The sequence below is a fragment of the Chryseobacterium potabilaquae genome (assembly GCF_902728265.1).
GTDB classification, from domain to species: domain Bacteria; phylum Bacteroidota; class Bacteroidia; order Flavobacteriales; family Weeksellaceae; genus Chryseobacterium; species Chryseobacterium potabilaquae.
Window position 1 is genome coordinate 188420 of record NZ_CACVBR010000001.1, and the last position, 17832, is coordinate 206251.

General features: G+C 32.7%; 18 protein-coding genes and 1 pseudogene. 2 read left to right on the forward strand and 17 right to left on the reverse strand.

The window, feature by feature from the left end; translation table 11 throughout:
• Window positions 1-77: 77 nt before the first annotated feature.
• Both CHRY9293_RS00655 and CHRY9293_RS00660 read left to right on the forward strand, forming a co-directional pair.
• Window positions 78-611, forward strand: coding sequence for a Crp/Fnr family transcriptional regulator (locus tag CHRY9293_RS00655; RefSeq protein WP_162031138.1), 534 nt, complete (start codon window positions 78-80; stop codon window positions 609-611).
• A 68-nt stretch (window positions 612-679) separates the two neighbouring features.
• Entirely contained in the window at window positions 680-1063 is a 384-nt protein-coding gene (locus CHRY9293_RS00660) for a hypothetical protein (protein WP_162031139.1), read from the forward strand.
• Between the two features lie 289 nt (window positions 1064-1352).
• Here the strand turns inward: CHRY9293_RS00660 and CHRY9293_RS00665 are convergent, their stop codons facing one another.
• The 17 genes and pseudogenes from CHRY9293_RS00665 to CHRY9293_RS00745 form a co-directional block, all read right to left on the reverse strand.
• Window positions 1353-2699, reverse strand: coding sequence for a TolC family protein (locus CHRY9293_RS00665; RefSeq protein WP_162031140.1), 1347 nt, complete (start codon window positions 2697-2699; stop codon window positions 1353-1355).
• A gap of 66 nt (window positions 2700-2765) precedes the next feature.
• A complete protein-coding gene (locus CHRY9293_RS00670; protein WP_162031141.1) occupies window positions 2766-4925 on the reverse strand; it encodes a peptidase domain-containing ABC transporter in 2160 nt (719 codons plus the stop codon).
• A 2-nt stretch (window positions 4926-4927) separates the two neighbouring features.
• Window positions 4928-6004, reverse strand: a complete 1077-nt coding sequence (locus CHRY9293_RS00675) for an HlyD family secretion protein (protein WP_162031142.1) — start codon at window positions 6002-6004, stop codon at window positions 4928-4930.
• A 109-nt stretch (window positions 6005-6113) separates the two neighbouring features.
• Window positions 6114-6281: a class IIb bacteriocin, lactobin A/cerein 7B family gene (locus CHRY9293_RS00680; protein ID WP_162031143.1), complete on the reverse strand. Its 168-nt coding sequence runs from the start codon at window positions 6279-6281 to the stop codon at window positions 6114-6116.
• Between the two features lie 78 nt (window positions 6282-6359).
• Entirely contained in the window at window positions 6360-6551 is a 192-nt protein-coding gene (locus CHRY9293_RS00685; RefSeq protein ID WP_162031144.1) for a class IIb bacteriocin, lactobin A/cerein 7B family, read from the reverse strand.
• 125 nt (window positions 6552-6676) lie between these two features.
• On the reverse strand, window positions 6677-6850 hold the full coding sequence (locus CHRY9293_RS00690; protein ID WP_162031145.1) for a hypothetical protein: 174 nt from the start codon (window positions 6848-6850) through the stop codon (window positions 6677-6679).
• Window positions 6851-6885: 35 nt separating this feature from the next.
• The gene (locus CHRY9293_RS00695; protein ID WP_162031146.1) at window positions 6886-7083 is read right to left on the reverse strand and encodes a class IIb bacteriocin, lactobin A/cerein 7B family; all 198 of its coding nucleotides are present in this window, start codon (window positions 7081-7083) and stop codon (window positions 6886-6888) included.
• Window positions 7084-7648: 565 nt separating this feature from the next.
• Complete coding sequence (locus tag CHRY9293_RS00700; protein WP_162031147.1) at window positions 7649-8497, reverse strand: AraC family transcriptional regulator; 849 nt, start codon at window positions 8495-8497, stop codon at window positions 7649-7651.
• Between the two features lie 11 nt (window positions 8498-8508).
• Window positions 8509-9321 (reverse strand): transposase, encoded by an 813-nt coding sequence (locus CHRY9293_RS00705; RefSeq protein ID WP_317173868.1) that lies wholly within the window; start codon window positions 9319-9321, stop codon window positions 8509-8511.
• Between the two features lie 164 nt (window positions 9322-9485).
• The gene (locus CHRY9293_RS00710) at window positions 9486-10304 is read right to left on the reverse strand and encodes a T9SS type A sorting domain-containing protein (protein WP_162031148.1); all 819 of its coding nucleotides are present in this window, start codon (window positions 10302-10304) and stop codon (window positions 9486-9488) included.
• An 86-nt stretch (window positions 10305-10390) separates the two neighbouring features.
• Window positions 10391-13294 carry a reprolysin-like metallopeptidase gene (locus CHRY9293_RS00715; RefSeq protein WP_162031149.1) on the reverse strand — a complete coding sequence of 968 codons (2904 nt, stop codon included), beginning with the start codon at window positions 13292-13294 and terminating at the stop codon, window positions 10391-10393.
• A gap of 83 nt (window positions 13295-13377) precedes the next feature.
• Window positions 13378-14082, reverse strand: a complete 705-nt coding sequence (locus CHRY9293_RS00720) for a hypothetical protein (RefSeq protein ID WP_162031150.1) — start codon at window positions 14080-14082, stop codon at window positions 13378-13380.
• Between the two features lie 287 nt (window positions 14083-14369).
• Window positions 14370-14537: pseudogene (locus CHRY9293_RS00725) on the reverse strand (aquaporin); the annotation flags it as partial.
• Window positions 14538-14605: 68 nt separating this feature from the next.
• Window positions 14606-16072 (reverse strand): hypothetical protein, encoded by a 1467-nt coding sequence (locus tag CHRY9293_RS00730; protein WP_162031151.1) that lies wholly within the window; start codon window positions 16070-16072, stop codon window positions 14606-14608.
• Between the two features lie 113 nt (window positions 16073-16185).
• Complete coding sequence (locus CHRY9293_RS00735) at window positions 16186-16380, reverse strand: hypothetical protein (protein ID WP_162031152.1); 195 nt, start codon at window positions 16378-16380, stop codon at window positions 16186-16188.
• A 67-nt stretch (window positions 16381-16447) separates the two neighbouring features.
• Window positions 16448-16750: a hypothetical protein gene (locus CHRY9293_RS00740; protein WP_162031153.1), complete on the reverse strand. Its 303-nt coding sequence runs from the start codon at window positions 16748-16750 to the stop codon at window positions 16448-16450.
• Window positions 16751-16827: 77 nt separating this feature from the next.
• On the reverse strand, window positions 16828-17397 hold the full coding sequence (locus CHRY9293_RS00745; protein WP_162031154.1) for a hypothetical protein: 570 nt from the start codon (window positions 17395-17397) through the stop codon (window positions 16828-16830).
• Window positions 17398-17832: the final 435 nt, after the last annotated feature.

Genomic DNA, 17832 nt, shown 5'->3' on the forward strand with positions numbered 1-17832 from the left:
CTTAAAATTATGCTCTATTTGTACATATATCAATTATTTTTTTTAATTTAAATTATTAATTCACTTTACCTTCATGTATGACAGCAATTAATGAGACTTTATTTACTCTCCTTCAGGATTATTTTTGTTTAGAATCAGTAAAAGCTAAAACAACTATCATTGAAGAAGGTAAACACTCTAAAAAATTTTACTTTTTAAAAAATGGTTTACTTAGAGCCTGGACGCTTCATGAAGGTAAAGAAATAACATTTCAATTTCTTTTTGAAACACAGTTTTTCTGTAGCATAGATAGTTTTTGGTACGATAAGTGTAGCCATTATAGTGTAGAAACAATTGAGGATGTTCAATTACTTTTCATTGATAAGCAAACATTACTACGTTTGATGCAAAATGATAAGTATCTTTTGGGAGTCTTTAATGAGTATTTGATTCAACGATTATTATCTTATCAAAAATTACTGATAGCCAGAATCAAAGAAAATCCTGAAAAGAGATACCTTCAGTTACTGAAAACAAACCCAGAAATTATTCAACGCGTACCTCAACATTACATAGCTTCTTATTTAGGTATAACTTCAGTCTCTTTAAGTAGAATTCGAAACCGCAGATGATTAATTAACAATTGTTATCGCTTCAACTTTCATTATATTCTAATTTTGAATATATAAATATTTAAAATATGGAAAAAATAGTCATTGGAATGTTGAAAGACATTATAGAAAATCCTCATTATGATGAAAAATTAATTCATCAATATTTTGCAAATGAATACAAGCAAACAGTAGATCACATAACCCTAGACCTGGACCAATTCAAAAAACATATTCAAAAGTTAAAAGGGCTGAGCCAAAGTGCACAAATTGACATTCTAAATTGTGTGAGTGGGAATGAGACAGTGTTTACTAAGCATAAGGTATGTTCAACATTGAAAGATGGTTCTATTCATACTCACAAGGTATTAGCAGAATTTAAAATAAGTAATGGGAAAATTATTAATTGTGAGGAACTTACTTTTTTAATGGAAGGATCAGATACAGGGAAACATTTAGGATCAGTTTTTTGATACTTTAGTTATGAAGTACTTTGGTAATGATGTAAAATCTCATTTAAATATATACCCAACCATCTTTACGATAACAGTACCTATGATTGAATATCCTCCTAATTATTGTAATAATTCTTATTCAAAGTTTTGATATAAAAAGTAATATGATCTCATAAATGTTAAGTTGAAAGATTAAGGCTAAAAGTTATATATATCTTAAGCCTTAATTTTTTTCACTTACAATGAAAGATGTATAGAAGGATATAGTATTTCCAAAGGAATTAATTATAGTAACTACATTTATTTTTTATAAATTTAATGGAGTCCCAGAATAGAAATTCAAGACCTTAAGGCTGAAAAGGTAGTTATATTTTGCCTGAACTACAGATCCTTGGGCATTAGCATAGTTATTTCTTGCTACATTGACATCATAGATGGTTGATTTTCCAGCTGCATAACTTTCATCTGCAAAATTTAAAGCAAGTTTAGTACTTTTTTCAGTTTCTATAGCGGCCAAAAATGTTTCATAATTAGCATCTACATCAAATTGCGCTTTCTGAATACTTTGCCTTACCTCTTGTTTTTTTTGCTCTAAAGAATTCTTTGTAATACTTTCATTAATCTTCGATTGCTCCACTTGAAGTTTAGTAATACCTTTATTAAAAATCGGAATATTAACTGACAAACTCACATTTTGTCCGAAGTTATCTTTATACTGTTGGAAAAAATTTAGTTCCGTTACAGGATTTCCCCAATTATCAAATCCGGCGATATTTGTATTTAATAAATTATTGTAAAAACTTGTTAGTCCTGCATTGGCCTTTATTGTAGGCCAAAAAGCCGTTTTATTCACTTTAGTTTGTTCCTCCGCCGCCCTAATTCTACTTTCAGCTGCTTTAATTTGAGGTTGGGTTTCATAAGCTGTTGTGAGTATCTCATCAACCGATTTCAATGGTGGGTCCAACTGATCCGGAACATCCATATTTTCCACATCAAAATCCTTATAGTCAGCAAGCTGTAAAAGTTGGGCCAACGCAAATAGCGCTCTCTCCACGTTAATTTCCGATGTTTTAAGATTTTGTTTTTCTTTTGCTAAGGCTGACTTTGCTTCTGCTAAAACAGTTTGAGCCGTAGTCCCTACACTCGTTGTAATATCAGCTCTATCGTATTGTTTTTGGGCATTTTTTACTGCCGCTTGTGAAATTTTAACTATTTCTTTATTAAGCAATGTAGTAAGATATTGCTGAGCAATTTGAAGAGAAATATCATTCTTAGTAGCTTCAATATCATACCTGCTAGCCTCCACATCAAATTCCGTCTTTCTAATTGTCTTCTTTATTTTTCCATCATTATAAACCATCATCTCTACTCCCAGATTGGCATTATTACTAAATCTATCATTTCTAATACTTCCTGTACCCAATGCTGTCTGGCCAAAACTTACTGTATTTCCTACATTCAGAGAAGCCGAAGGAAGATAATCTCTCTTAGCCATTTTAAGATTAGCATCTTGAACCTGCTTGGAATATTCATTTTGAATCACTTGTAGATTATGCTCAACAGCATAGTCTATGCATGCTTTCAAAGACCATTTTTTCTGTGCATTTAAACTTATAAATGACACCGTAAAAATAATAATCAATTTTTTTTTCATCTTATGTTTTTTTCAAATGAGAAGAATATTTCTATCTTTTCTACAATATCTATACATCCGACTAGCCTATTCCAAACTTAAAGTTTGCTTATCCCACATACTCTTATAAATACTATCTTTTGAAATCAGTTCGTGATGCGTACCACTTTCTATAATTTGCCCTTCCTTCATTACCAAGATTATATCTGATTGAGCCACTGTGCTCAATCGATGCGCAATAATAATCATGGTTTTCCCCTGAGCTCTGAAATCTTGGAGGGTATTTTGAATGATTTGTTCCGATTCCGTATCCAAAGAAGAAGTGGCTTCATCTAAAATCAATATCTCAGGATTCTTATATAAAGCTCTTGCTATAGCAATCCTTTGCTTTTGACCTCCTGATAGAAGAGCTCCATTTTCGCCCAAATACGTATTAAAACCACTAGGTAGCTTCTCCACAAAACCTAATATTCCTAAGTTTTTTGCAATATTTAAAATACGTTGCATATCAGGAAAGTCTTCCCCCAATGCGATATTTTCTATGACATTACCTGAAAAAAGATCTATCTGCTGGGGAACTACAGAGACTAAACTTCTAAGAGAATAATTGGAAATGTAATGAATATCATAATCACCAATAAAGATTTTACCCCCTTTTAAGGTATATAAGTTCTGTAGTAAAGAAGCTAATGTCGTTTTACCACTACCACTCTCCCCTACAATAGCAGTAGTCTTACCTGCTTCTATTACACAATTAAAATTAATAAAAACATCTGTCCTACTTCCATAACTGAAACTCACGTCCTTAAAATGAATATCATTAATATGCTCTCTGGTAAGCTCTATTTTATCGGTTTCTTCTTCTCTCTCTAAATCCATAATTTCAAAAAGACGATCAGCAGCAATTAAAGCATTTTGAACTGTTTTGTTTATTCCTATTAGTTGCCCAATTGGTCCTGTAAAATACCCAATGATAGAATAAAAAGATAAGAGTTCACCCGGAGTAATGGTATGATCAATTACATAGCTAGAACCTACCCAAAGTAATATAATGGTAAATATTCGTGACAAAAACTCTGATGAATTGCCGGAGAATAGAGCATTTAATGCAGAAGTATAAATTGTTTTTAAAAGTTTTGTAAATGCATTGTCTGTCTTATTATTAGCAAAGGTTTCTATTCCAAATTGTTTGATGGTTTTTACTGAAGTAGTCGATTCTACCAAATGAGACTCCAAGTCAGCACTTTCCTCCATAAGCCTACGCTCCACTTTCTTATTGAGTTTATTGGTAACCCAATACACTAAAAAATAAAACGGAATAATTAAAGTAGTAATCAATGCCAATTTCCAGTAATAGGAAAACATTAAAATAAACGAAAAAATAACAATGAAAACGTTTACAAATATGTCGATAGCCGCATCATTAATAAAGCTTCTGATTTTAACTGCATCATTGACCCTGGAAATAATTTCCCCTACCTTCATTGTATCAAAAAAACGTTGGGGTAATTTCAACAGATGCTTGTAATAGCCTAAAATCAGATGCCTATCCATCTTTTGACCTACCTGAACCACTAATATACTTTTGATAGCTCCTATGATTATTTGGAACAATAAAATGATAATCATTCCGACAGAAAGTAGATTCAATAACTTTTTGTTGCCATCTATTAAAACATAATCCGTAATTTTCTCAATATAAATTGAAGTGGATAATCCTAGAATAGTATAAACAGTCGCTCCTATTAATGCTTGTAATAATATCCCTTTGTGAGGTTGTAACAGATTCCAAAATCTTCTATAAAGATTCGTTTTTTCATCCTTTTGTTCAAAATACTCATTAGGTTCTAATAAGATGAGTACTCCAGTCCAAATCTCAGAAAATTCTTTAATAGTGTATTCCTGCATTTTTCCATAACCTGGATCCATCACACTTACTTTATCCTTACTTACGGAATAGATAACAACATAATGGTGGAGATGATTATTTACAATCACATGCGCAATAGCAGGCAAGGGGATTTGGGATAAAGCATCTACTCCTCCTTTTACTCCTTTAGCGTTAAAACCAATTTCTTCCAATCCTTGAACCATTCCCAATACATTAGTTCCTCGTGTATCGGTATGACATATCTGTCGGATTTTTGCAATCGGCATTATCCGCCCATAATAGGCAGCAACAGATGCTAAACAAGCGGCACCACAATCTTTGATATCGTGCTGCTTGATTTGTATATCTTTGTTCATAATTATTTTATTCTGGGATTAAACCAATCATCAACCTTATCAAATAGCAGCTGCCATAATGTTCGATCAGTCAAATGGAAACGAGCTGTGAAAGTCATTCCTTTTCCGATATTCCCTTTATATCCATTTTTTAGTTGAAGATAATTGCTATTCATTTTACAAAGAACCCGGAGAGAGGATTCACCTGTTTGTTGATTTACATTAATATTTTGATCAATATCGATCACCTCCCCCTCTATCAGCCCCCATTGATTATAATTATAGGCATCAATCTGAAATTTTACCTGTTGGCCTATATGGACAAATCCAACATCTTTTGGAGAAACAAGGCACTCTGCTATCAAGGATTGTTCAGGAGAAATTTCCGCAATGGTTTGCCCTTGGATTAAGAAGTTTCCTTTTTGTATTCCTGAGAAGTTAAAAAGACGGCCGGAAATAGGGGCAATGATGATATAATTATTTTCCTCTTGACCAATTTTTTGAATCTCTGAACCCAATGAACGTAGCTGTCTTTCCGCTTCTCGTTTTTGGGTTTGCCATTGAGCGAACTGCTGCTCTCTAATCTCCGATATCTGGCTTGCTAAATTACGATATGCATAGTAGTCTTTATCATAATCTGCACGAGAAATGACTCCTTTTTTATATAAAATCGTAGCCCTATCCAGGTCATTTTTAGCTAAAGAAAGTTGAGCTTGTACTTGACCTATTTTTTCATTCATTGCGGATAATTCCCGCTGGTATTGCCCTGTTTCAAGATTTCCTGATTTTCCATGAAGAAGTTTATCAAGATCCTTTAATTGGGCTGTATAATCCTCCTTATTATTGTTTTGCAATTGTTTTTGGGTATCGAGCTGTTCTGCAGTTACAACTATTAAAGTATCACCCTGCTTAATCAATTGATTATTTTTTAACAAAGAGGTTTTTATCACCCTACCATTCACAATGGCTTGCAACTTAGTATTTTCTTTTAGAGGACGTACTATTCCACGAGATGATGATGAAATAGGAAGTTTAACTAAAGGAACTACTACAAAAACCATAAGTATAAAAACAAGGAGTATTTTATATATTATTTTCATAAGGTTTCTATCAATATTTGAGTATATATAATAGAGTATATAATTAAATTTAATAGAAGAGACTATCTGCAATTTCTTTTAGATAGTCTCTCTTTATTAAACTATGATATTAATAATAATAGTAGTTTTGTTCCTGTGGAAAAATTGCATCAAGGGCATAGCCTACGCCAGCACCTACTGCCATTGAAAAAATTCCACCAAGAATAATTGGCCAAAACCCTCCTTCTACATTTTTCATTTCTTGAACACTAAGTTCTTTTACTTTTAAATTTTTCATTTGTATTTTTTATTTTTTAATTAGTTACTTGTTTAAAATAGCTATCAAATTTTATTTAGATAGAATTTTTATTAATTATTAGTAATAATAATAATTGCTAGGAGCATAATTATTATAAATTTGCGTACTTCCCCAATTGACTATAGCCCCTACAGCTCCTGATATTATCCCGAGACCAATAGCACCAAAAATAACTGGCCAAAATCCTCCTGCCACATTCTTAATCTCTTGAATACTTAGCTCTTCTACTTTTAAATTTTCTATTTGCATATTTTTATTTTTTATTAAGGCTATCTCAAAATCTAAAATAGTACTCTCAAAATCTTTAAACAACGAAATTGTCAGACACGAGAAACATTTTGAGACAGCATCTATATCTTATTAAACTTCAAATATTACCAAGGGAAATAATACCCATAATTATCATAAGTATAATTATAAGTAGCTCTTCCAAAGCCTGAAAGAATACCTTTTCCAACAGCAGAGAATATATCAGTTACCCAATATCCTCCTTCTATACTTTTAATATCTTGAACACTTAGTTCTTCTACTTTTTTTAAATTTTTCATTTGCATTTTTTTAAATTTTTAAATTTTACTAGAATTTAATATCCCCAATAATAATTAATAGCTTGTGTCACACCCCAACCAGTAACTGCTGATGCGAATGCTCCCAGCCCAGCCGCTGCAAGGTCAACACCTAGCCAACCAATAGCAGCACCACCTAATATAAGTGGAAAAAACCCTCCTTCTACATTTTTCATTTCCTGAGAACTTAGTTCTTCTAATTTCAAATTGTTCATTTGCATTTTTTTAAATTTTTAGATTAATAATAAAATTTCATAAAACAATATTGTGCACTAATGTTTTAGACATGTCAAAATTGTATATAAATAAGCATGTTTTTTTTAATAGAAATCACCTCTCGTTACTGTTTATTCACTATTGATGTTAATCATAACAAAAAATTAAATCTATTTATTCATTGAAAATCCTAAACACTGTTAAAAAACACTATATTTCAATGATTTATAAAGGAGAATAATAAATTCTATTCATGGATATTTTATACAATGTAAATTTTCATATTACATGTATTTTTGCTAATGAATGATTTGTTGAGATGCTATTACCACTAGCATTTTTATTATAGCTTAGAAATTTTAGTTATTGAGAAATATTTTATTGATTGAGGCATTACTGATTCTGTCTGGGGAAATACATTAGGTTTTAGCTCAAGACCTCATCTGTAGTGTAATACTAAATTCTTTTTAGTGAAGAAATATTATAGATATTAAGATTGATTACCTTAATTCTAAAGTTGACGAATGTCGCTATTATTAAAAATAAATTTTATTTTATATTCACTTATTCCTTAATGTAAAATTTCTTTTTAAAACCTGTAGGTGTTTCTCCTACTATTTTTTTAAATAAAGTACAGAAATAAGGAATACTTTCAAATCCAATTTGATAACAAACTTCAGCTACAGAGATATTTTGAAGTAAAAAAGTTTTAGCTTTGCTAATCCTGTATTGGTTTACAAAATCGGTAAATGTAAGATTTGTTTGTTTTTTAAAGTACCTACAAAATGCACCCGTAGTAAGATGTACGGAATAAGCAATATCTTTTACATTAGGCTTATTTTGATAATTTTCATGGACATAGTCATAGATAATCCCCATCCTGATTTTATCGTGAAAAAATAATTTTACTCTAGTATCTTCAGTATTAAGTTCTTCAATTTCATCTGACTCTGCAAGAATTTGCAATATTTTTATTAGATCCAATAAAGAATCTACTTTTTTTTCATTACTTAAATTTTTCAATCGTCTCGCTACCTCTCTTTTGGTTTCTTCTCCAAAAGAAAAGCCTAAATAAGATCGATCCAATAATCCCTTTACTTGATTAAGCTCTGGAACATTCTTAATAACACTATCGAAAAATTGAGTTCTCATTTGGATGACAGCCTGATAGTAATTGATTTTAATACCATAATCAAAATTTAAATGAGGAACATTAGATCCAATAAGGAGAAGATCACTCCCGGTAAAATCTGAGATGTGTTTCCCTACATGTCTAATGCCATTAGCTGCCTCTACATATACCAATTCAATTTCAGGATGATAATGCCAATAAAAGCAATTTCGCAAAGATGGAAACGATAATTTAAAAGACAGTTCTTTTTCAAAAATTATTTTTTCTTCTTGAATTTTCATATCAAACCTGTTTAAACTTTTATTTTCTTTAGAAACCAAATAGAGAAAGCCAAATAATGTAGATTTCTCCAAGTTATATTTAAAGTTTCAAACCTTAGTAATAAAGCTTTGAAGCTATCCAGCCATGCATTAGCTTTTTCTATTTTAAATCTTCTCTTATACAGATCGGTATCAAAATATTTTTCATGCTTTGTATCTCCATTACGAGGATTCTCTTTAATATTTCCGATAATTCCTTTTTTTTCTAGAATATCTCTGAATTTTTTACTGTCAAAACCAGAGTCTGCATTGAGGAATAATCCTTTACATTCTATATCTGCCTCGTTCAAAAGACTGATAATCTCTTCTAATGTATCCTTAATATTATACAAATCATGATGTTCTCCGCTTATTGGGTTTCCTAGTGATAACATTTGCCCTTGATTATCACAAAGGAAAATACAATTACTGGTCTTGGATGATTTTCTTCCCTCATATCCTACTGATTCTCCTCCTGTTCTGCTACGGGTATGGCTTCCATCCAATTGAACGCTGGAAAGATCTAACTTTCTTTTATTGTTATACAGAAGAGAAACCCAAATTCGTCTGAAAGACCCATTCTTGCTCCATTTATTAAAATAATAATAAATTAATTGCCAGCTTATTGTTTCTTTTGAAAAGTATTCTTTCAAACTTAATTCTCGCCATTGGCAGCCTGTTTTCAATCGTTTGATAATGAGTCTGAAGATTTTTCCTAAATCAAATCTTGTAGAAAATCCTCGTTTACCTTTGCTTAAATGAGGTAAAATCCATTTTTCCAGTTTATCTTTGCTTATGAGTTCCAGATTTTAGTTCTTTTTTTTAGCAACTCTAAATTGCTAATTTTCTGGAAACTCTTTTTCTAAAAAAGTTTAAACAGGCTCAATAAAAAACACCTTGTAAAGATTTGACTTACAGAAAATCAAAAATAAGGGTCATTTTGAAAAATCCTTATTTTTTTAAACCTATTTTACTGTTTAATAAATTTCTTATTTACGGTTTGCTTTTCTGTTTCTATTGATATAATATAATTCCCAGTTTTAAGTGAAGAAAGATGTATTTCCGTTTCATTTCCGTTAAGAGAAGAAAATAAAGTAAGTGTTCCTGTTTTATCAAAAACTTTATAGGATTTTAAAATCTCTTTAGATGAAATTACCATCTTATTCTTTACAGGATTGGGATAAATACCAACCGTATTACTTTCTAATCTATGAATAGTATCATATGTTCCTAAAACAATACTTGAGGAACAAATACCCAATCCAAACGTTCCTGATTCTGTATCTCCAAACCCATTGATTACTAAAGTTGTGTAAGCACTAGGAGCGCTAATTTTAAAAGTTCCTCCTCCTAATGTATTTGTTCCTCCAGAAGAAGAAATAATTGTATTTCCATTAACATTAGAAAAACAAGAATTATCAGACGTGGCAGATATTGCCCCTCCATTGGAATTGAACATTACAGTTTCTGTAGCTAAAATCCCTCCAGCACCCGCTCCTGCATATTTGAACAAAATATCATTAACGGGCTGCTCAAAGGTCAATGTAAGCGACCATGGAGATGTATTACTTCCAACTAGCCCACCTGGATCGAGTTGAGCCGCAGCACACCCTCCAGAATAATTTAGATTTTCTCCTTGAAGTCCCGAAGATGAAGAAATAACCTGTATCCCATTAATAGTTGTCATTCCATTGGGAGGAATAATGGCTGTATTGGAACATGTTTGAGCATCGGTGAGATATCCTATGAAAGACATCCATACCATCATAAAGGAATTTAATTTTTTCATATTTGTAATTATTTTGTTATTTATTAAAAAGTTGATATAGATCTAGAAGAAAGTTTATTTCTATTAGCACAGACATTTTTCACCAATTATTTTTTAATAAACTTCGATTTAATTATATTTTTACCTTTTTCTTCGATTGTAATCATATATTCTCCCGTGGCTAATTCGGAAACATTAATCTGACTTCCCATAATCCTCCCCTTCATCACTAACTGACCAGCAGTACTATAAACTTTATAAACAACCCTATCAGAAACGTGAGTAAACCCTAAAACATCCGAAACGGGATTAGGATATAACTGAATTCCATCTGAGAATTCTTCTACATTATTTGTTGATAATACATCACCAATAACAACAGTGTAATTTTCCACTTCTCCCACATCTATAGGTCCACAAGGATAAGGAATATCTACAGGCCCTCCTAAGCTCGGATACATCAAAACAACTCTCATTCTTAATGGCTTATTAAGGATAGCATTAGAGGGTACTATAAAGTTCGCTGTAACAGGATTTGGATTAAGCTCATTTGAAGCCAGCATCACGGCTTCTATATCTTCAAATAGCCCATTATTATTAAAATCTATCCAAGCAGAGACCATATTAGCACGTGGCGGCGTATTCAACCAACTTTTAGTGACTGACAAAGGGTAGGTTGAGCCTTTTGTAAGATTTATCTGCTTTGAAGGATCAGTTGTATAATTGGTATAAGAACTCGCGCCTGAAGAGTTATCGATATTCGCCAGGGTAACATTACTTATATAGTCATTAGGATTCCCAAGAGAGGATGCAAAACAATAATCAGATGTGGTAAATTTAACAGTATTTGAGAAAGCACCTGGTGTTGATGAACATACGGTTGCTACCTGTACATCATACTGTGTATTTCCTTCTAGATCATTTAATATTACTGTATTTGTAACTGAAGTAGTTTGAGACCAAAAAATGTCTACAGATTTCTTATATCTAATCTGATAAGTAGCATTAGGTATAGAATCCCAACCTATCATTGCTGAAGATAATGTAATAGTCCCCACTGCGACATTCGCAGGAACTACTGTACTGCAAACTCCATTCGTTATTATTATTTTCTGTACAGCATAAAACACATTATCTATTGCCGAAACTCTAAGTTTAATCACCTGATTATTTAAAGAAACAGGAAAAGACAAACTTTCTGTACCATCATTGGGAGTAGAAGCTGCAAGTATTGTCCAATTAGTGCCATTATCTGTAGTATAATCTATTTTTACATTCGCTACATTATAGGGTGCTCCATTGGTATTCACTACATCCCATTCTATTAACGAAGGAGCACTAGGATCTACTTGTATAGTATTTATTTTAAATGGCCCATCATCTCTTACAAGAACAAATTGCGTTGTTGTTTGAGTTTGCTGTTGGTTAGCAATAGGGTGATTATCTCTTACCGTTAAAGAAAAATTCATTAATCTTGAAACATTGGAAACTGTTTCCCAATCTGAAGGGATCGTCAAGTTACCATCTAATACTGAGGACAACTTGGGAAAATATCTGGTAGGAGAATTCCCTGGAAGTAAGGATCTAAATAGCCCACCTGTAGTATTATTACCCGTAACATCGGTAACAGGCGACTCGGCATTATCCATTTCATCCCAAGTATAAGACATAGGATCTCCTTCAGGATCAGTAACTGAAGCAGAAAGTACAAATGCAGTTCCTTTTGGTATCATATAAGAAATAGGGATAGGAGCAATTACCGGAGGATTATTTGATATGGGAATTTCCACATCACAGGTTGTATTAATTAAATTAGTCATCATTTGTCTCATACTTGCATAATGATAGTATGGTCCAATATTACTTCCTCCATAGCTCATAATAGTAAAACCAAATCCGGGTTCAACATTTGTTCCTGCTCCTTCCAAATGATCAGAAAAAGTATGGGTTGAACCCAGTTGATGACCAAATTCATGAGCAACAATAGTTACATCAAAATAATCACCTTGCGGAACATTCGATGAAGAAAAGGCTGAACCTTTTCCTATGGTAGTAGTCGTGACAGGATCTAGACATATACATCCAATACAGCCTGCATTACCTGCTATACCTGAAGTGGGAGACTGATGCCCGACTAACAAATGACCTATGTCATAATTGGCATTTCCTATAGTTGTGGTTAATACATTCTGCAACTCTAAATTCCAAACATTATTATCTGCACCATCAGTAGAATAAGGATCTGTAGCTGAATCAGTATAAATAAGTGTCGGAAAGTTTTGCACATCCAAATGCAAGGCAAGATCTTTTTCCAATATGCCATTTACTCTGGTCATCGTAGCATTAATCCCCGCAATAGCTCCCGATACTGTTCCTCCATGAAAAGCCACATAATCACCTGTAGTAGATAGGGCTAGCCTCATGGTTCGAAATTTCTGATCGGTACTTTTGGAAAAATCAGTAGGCTGATGGCTAAATGTTTTTCCTTGCTCTCGAAGCTGCTCCAACTGTTTTACTGAAATAGAGTTTTCATCTACTCCACAAGTAAAATCCGTATTCCCTTTAGAACCAGTGTGAACTACATATATAGTTTTATCCTGAGCCTGAGTTTCTATAAATTCTGATTCTCCATTTCTAAACATCATGGATTGAAAGTCATGAGGAGCTACAGAAAACCGCACATACTTAGATGGATCGTCTATTCCTACTCCAACATATGAACCTAATTGATACTGAACTGCCAACTCCTTTACCACCACAGGAAAACTGTAAACAGCAAATCTCTCTATTTTTCCTTCAACAGTAGGCAAAGAGATTTCAATCGCTTTAGCATTTTTACCTGTCTCCTGTGCATTCTTAAGCAGAGAACACATCAAGTCAAAATCTAGTTTGTAATAAGCCTTTTTATCTGAAGGCTTATTAAAAGGTCCTTGAGAATTAATCACGGTCCATTGAGAAAATAGATTTCCTCCCAAAAAACCACACATTAAAAGGGTAATAATTTGTTTCATTGCATTTTTGCTTTTTATAATTAAAAAATATTTTTACCAAAACAATGTATAGGTTAATACTATTTTTATAAAATTCCCTTAGCTTAATTGGATATCTTGTATATGTAGAAAGATGCAACACTATCCCCAAGAAGTCCTATATCTAAAGCGGAAGATCCAGTTAAACCAAATGAAATCCTATCACCTTCTTGGAAAGTATAAATCGAATTAAGGCTACTTTCTGAAATAGTCAAGCTTACAAGTAAAAGATTAGCTCCACTAAAATTACGGCTATCAATAAGTGTAGCAACCCCCCCCCTGTTTCTGGTTATCCCTACTCCAGGAGAATTAGACAAAATAGAAGCCTGCACACCCGTGCCATATCTAAAGGTAAATCCCACTGCATAAGTTCCTGGACTGGGAATAACATATGTATTATCTACATCTGAAAATAAACCCGTAGTAGTACCTGTCATTCTTTCGGCTTCTAAGAAATTAACAGCTCGGAAGCCACTGGGAAAGATTCCTAAAGTCAATAGGGATATTCCCGTTGTTTTTTTCGCTGCATATATAGAGGTGTTCACAAAGGAATTCGTTAAGGTTGTGAGATCTATTTTTTGTATTTCGCTGGTTCCTGTGTCTACACCAATAAGCTTAAGAGAGGCTAAAGATGTTGCAGTAGGAACAGTACGAACTTTTACATTACCATTAACATCCAATGTTGCGGTGGGAGTAATAGTATTGATACCCACCTGAGAGAAAAATAGAGAATATATCCCTAAAATAAATATAGTAATAAGTTTTTTCATAATTAATTTTTAAAATAGTTTTTGGAGTTAAAAATCACCGGTAGCACCTACTATGATTTATGAAATTGAAAAGAGAATTCAATCAAGTTTTACATGAACATGTTTTATGTTTTTTTAGAATCTAATTCTATGAAAAGCTAATTGGGTATCTATAAAAAAGTTTTTAACATAATGATATTTTAATGTGGCTATACTTTTTTAAAATATGATCTTAAATAATAGTTCCATTAGCACATTAACTTTTCAATTCCAAAAAATCATTAGTTTATATAAGTTTCAAATTCATTTTATACAATTCTTGTTTCCTGATTTTTTTGTAGTAAAAATTTATATATCAACGCTCCTGATATCCCTCCTAAGATAGGAGCGACCCAAAACAACCATAGTTGAGATATCGCATTACCTTCTACAAAGAAAGCTTGAGACAAGGATCTTGCAGGATTGATAGAAGTATTGTTTTTTTAATAAACCCAATCACAATTAGCTAAATTTTATTTTAATTGCCCCTATCTATATTAGAAGCTTAGTTTAGCCTTTGCGCTGTCATGTAGAAATAGTAATTATTTATGTCTCTTGTAGCATGCCAAGTACAGTTGTACCATTCTCCATTATCAAATGTTACCATAACATTTACATATTCTGCCGCTTCTTCAGTACATGAAAAGTTATCATCACCATCAATATTATAAGAATAATACCCAGCCTTAATGCTAGTCCCTGCACCGTTAACATAAGCATCATTTGTAGAAAGAGATGATATATTATAAGTGATATCAGATGATGAATTATTGAAAAACTTTGGACTTACACTACTATTGTTATAACTTTCTATGAAATCCATTCTTAAGCCATTAATAATAATGAATTTGGATTGATCTGCTGCTGTTGCCAATTCATACGCCGCTTGTCTATCAGTCGTTGTTATATCAGTAATTGCTTTTCCATTCATCATATTTCGACTACCTCCGTTTGCTATAAAGGGGGTTGCTGGAACTATAATTCTCGATGTTTTTACTTCTCCCACCGCAAATGAGGAATAATTCGCACCAATAATAGCACTGCAATTATATCCTAAAAAACTCAATGGAATTGTCGCAATGTTTGGGGAACTAAAATTTGGAATTCCTGCCACAGAATAAGTAATAACACCATTTCCGATATTAAAAGTTCCAGGATTTAAGGAAAATGTCAAACCATTTTGAGTAAAAGATGGATTAGTTTGATAGCTTCCTCCGTTCCCATTAGAATACGGAATTGTAAGCGTCCCATTGTAAGGAGCACCAGAAATGAATACTGGAGGGAATGCTGAAGCGCCATTACAATTTAATCCTGAAATAGTGGGATTTATAGTTGTTTCATTATTGAGAGAGCGCCATTCTGTACCATTCCAAAAGACAAATCCTTTATAAGCTAAAGTCCCGGCTCCTGTATTATAAACAAGTAAACCAATTGCAGGAGAAAGTATCGTTGTTTGATCAGTTGCACTTATAAGAGCTACTCGTGGAATCAAAATACCTTTGTCTGCAGATTTAATATCAAAAATAGCAGAAGCATCTGGTGAATTATTTCCTATTCCTACGGCACCATTATCTTTTGCCACAAATTCCGTTCCTATACTTCTTACTGTCGTTCCGTTTGAAAGTGTACCCAGCTTTATCATAGCATTTACTGGGTCATTTATCCATGCATCATTTGTCGTATCTCCAACAGTATCTCCAAAGCTAGTCCAAGCGGTTCCATTCCAAAAGTAGAAGCCTTTTGTAACAGCTCCATTGTCAGCAACCAAATAAACTAATTGCCCGTTTACAGTTCCATTCGTTATTAGATCAGTAACCCTTGGTATTAAAATACCATCATTTGCAGTAACTGGACCTAAATGATTTTTTCCTCGAATATCTAAAGTAGACTCAGGAGTTGTTGTATTAATTCCAACTTGAGAAAAGAAAGGAGAATATATTCCTAAAATAAATGTAGTAATAAATTTTTTCATGATTATAGTTTTTAATGTGACAAGTATAGAAGCTTTAGTATTAAAATCGGATAAATGTCCCCAAAAAGTAATATCCTTTTCAGGGACAACCCTTCTTAATAGTAACCAGCATATTAAACTTTATGCAGACGTATTTTTTTTAGGTTTTTTATCAGACAATAAACCGCCAAACCTACTCCTATGGCATATAATGCAGAAATATACATATCTATAGGAGCAGGATCGCCAGGCTCTGCCGGAAATTCGCCATCCTGTGCATACATACATCCCGAAAAAGCAATACTGAGTATTAAAATAATTTTTTTCATAGTTCTTATATTTTATTTTATAATTTTTCTGTTGATGCATTGTTTCCTATAGCTACTTTTGCAGTAGCTATCTCCGTTTTGAATCTTGCAAGCTTGTATCAACAACTCCTGTTGTATCTACACTTAGATCTACCCACGTTCCAGAACTAAGATACTTTACTTTTTTATCCGATATATCGTAAATTAAAGTACCATCTACAGCATTGAGTACTGATGCTGCAGAGGTGACCCACGGAAGAATCACCCCTCTATTTTCATTGCCAAATTCTAAAGAAACAGATGAGTTACTAACAGATGTCTTACCAATAGCCACCTGAGAAAAAAACATACTAAAAAATAGTAACAAGATTAGGACAATTATTTTTTTCATTTTGATAGGATTTAATAGTTGATTAATCTCGGCAGATAGAAACCTATACTGCCGAGATATAAAATATTAATTATTAATCATTCGGGACAAGCTTGTGTGCCTACAGATGACCAACTATATGTAGTTCCATTATCTGTAGTAAAAGGTCTTACTAGGTTTTCATACTCAGCCGTTGTTCCACTCTTTCCTATTCCAAAACTAAATCCGGTTCCATTGGATCTAATATACAGACTTGCAGTAGGAGCAAAAGATCCTAAGGCAAAAAAGAAATCTCCTCCTGCCTGTGCATCAGAAACATTAACTATCATAGAAGAATAAACTCCCGGAGTCGATGCATTTAAAGTTGCAGCAGTGAAAGCATGGTAAAGATCCTCTCCACCACTAGCTAAGCTAACCTTATTTCCTATATTATCTCCTATGGTATTTGGATAAATAAGATTACCGTTACCAACCATAATAGCAGGAGATCCTACAGTTTGTTGTGACCAATGCGTATTGGTCAACAAGGTCCCAGGAGGATAATTAAAACTTTCTGTAAGAAAAGTTTGGGCATGAACCTTTCCTATCAAAGCCATCATCCCCAAGTAAATAATAAGGGATAAGCTATGTACATAAAGGTTTAAAAAGTTGTATTTTAATCTTTCCATAAAAATGAATTTTAGATTAGTACTATAGAAGTTTTATCGCTTATAAAAAACAAATTGCAAAAATTCATACCGTATTCTTTAATTATTCTTCCTGCTTATGATGTTAGTAAACCCATCATAATAACGATTAATACTATTTGCTCCCCGTTGTGCTTAATTATTTTTAGTTTTATGGTTATTTAAACATCTATTTCTATATTTCTATCGATATCTTTTCAAGTTATCTGCTATTCTATTGAATGCATTATACTACAGGAAACTTTATTTTTAATTCATTCATATAAAATAACATACATGTAATAGATCTATAAAAACAAACCACCATTAGTGCTATCATTCTTTCGGGTTCCAAGAAATTAACAGCCCGAAACCCACTGGGAAAGATTCCTAAATTCCCAATGTTTTTTCTGTTAATCTCCTTGTTTAAAACTTTGT

What these genes read in the sequence shown, in the direction of transcription:
- CHRY9293_RS00655 (WP_162031138.1), top strand. Translation starts at nt 78, where the DNA reads ATGACAGCAATTAATGAGACTTTATTTACTCTCCTTCAGGATTATTTT.
- CHRY9293_RS00660 (WP_162031139.1), top strand. Translation starts at nt 680, where the DNA reads ATGGAAAAAATAGTCATTGGAATGTTGAAAGACATTATAGAAAATCCT.
- CHRY9293_RS00665 (WP_162031140.1), bottom strand. Translation starts at nt 2,699, where the DNA reads ATGAAAAAAAAATTGATTATTATTTTTACGGTGTCATTTATAAGTTTA.
- CHRY9293_RS00670 (WP_162031141.1), bottom strand. Translation starts at nt 4,925, where the DNA reads ATGAACAAAGATATACAAATCAAGCAGCACGATATCAAAGATTGTGGT.
- CHRY9293_RS00675 (WP_162031142.1), bottom strand. Translation starts at nt 6,004, where the DNA reads ATGAAAATAATATATAAAATACTCCTTGTTTTTATACTTATGGTTTTT.
- CHRY9293_RS00680 (WP_162031143.1), bottom strand. Translation starts at nt 6,281, where the DNA reads ATGAAAAATTTAAAAGTAAAAGAACTTAGTGTTCAAGAAATGAAAAAT.
- CHRY9293_RS00685 (WP_162031144.1), bottom strand. Translation starts at nt 6,551, where the DNA reads ATGCAAATAGAAAATTTAAAAGTAGAAGAGCTAAGTATTCAAGAGATT.
- CHRY9293_RS00690 (WP_162031145.1), bottom strand. Translation starts at nt 6,850, where the DNA reads ATGAAAAATTTAAAAAAAGTAGAAGAACTAAGTGTTCAAGATATTAAA.
- CHRY9293_RS00695 (WP_162031146.1), bottom strand. Translation starts at nt 7,083, where the DNA reads ATGAACAATTTGAAATTAGAAGAACTAAGTTCTCAGGAAATGAAAAAT.
- CHRY9293_RS00700 (WP_162031147.1), bottom strand. Translation starts at nt 8,497, where the DNA reads ATGAAAATTCAAGAAGAAAAAATAATTTTTGAAAAAGAACTGTCTTTT.
- CHRY9293_RS00710 (WP_162031148.1), bottom strand. Translation starts at nt 10,304, where the DNA reads ATGAAAAAATTAAATTCCTTTATGATGGTATGGATGTCTTTCATAGGA.
- CHRY9293_RS00715 (WP_162031149.1), bottom strand. Translation starts at nt 13,294, where the DNA reads ATGAAACAAATTATTACCCTTTTAATGTGTGGTTTTTTGGGAGGAAAT.
- CHRY9293_RS00720 (WP_162031150.1), bottom strand. Translation starts at nt 14,082, where the DNA reads ATGAAAAAACTTATTACTATATTTATTTTAGGGATATATTCTCTATTT.
- CHRY9293_RS00730 (WP_162031151.1), bottom strand. Translation starts at nt 16,072, where the DNA reads ATGAAAAAATTTATTACTACATTTATTTTAGGAATATATTCTCCTTTC.
- CHRY9293_RS00735 (WP_162031152.1), bottom strand. Translation starts at nt 16,380, where the DNA reads ATGAAAAAAATTATTTTAATACTCAGTATTGCTTTTTCGGGATGTATG.
- CHRY9293_RS00740 (WP_162031153.1), bottom strand. Translation starts at nt 16,750, where the DNA reads ATGAAAAAAATAATTGTCCTAATCTTGTTACTATTTTTTAGTATGTTT.
- CHRY9293_RS00745 (WP_162031154.1), bottom strand. Translation starts at nt 17,397, where the DNA reads ATGGAAAGATTAAAATACAACTTTTTAAACCTTTATGTACATAGCTTA.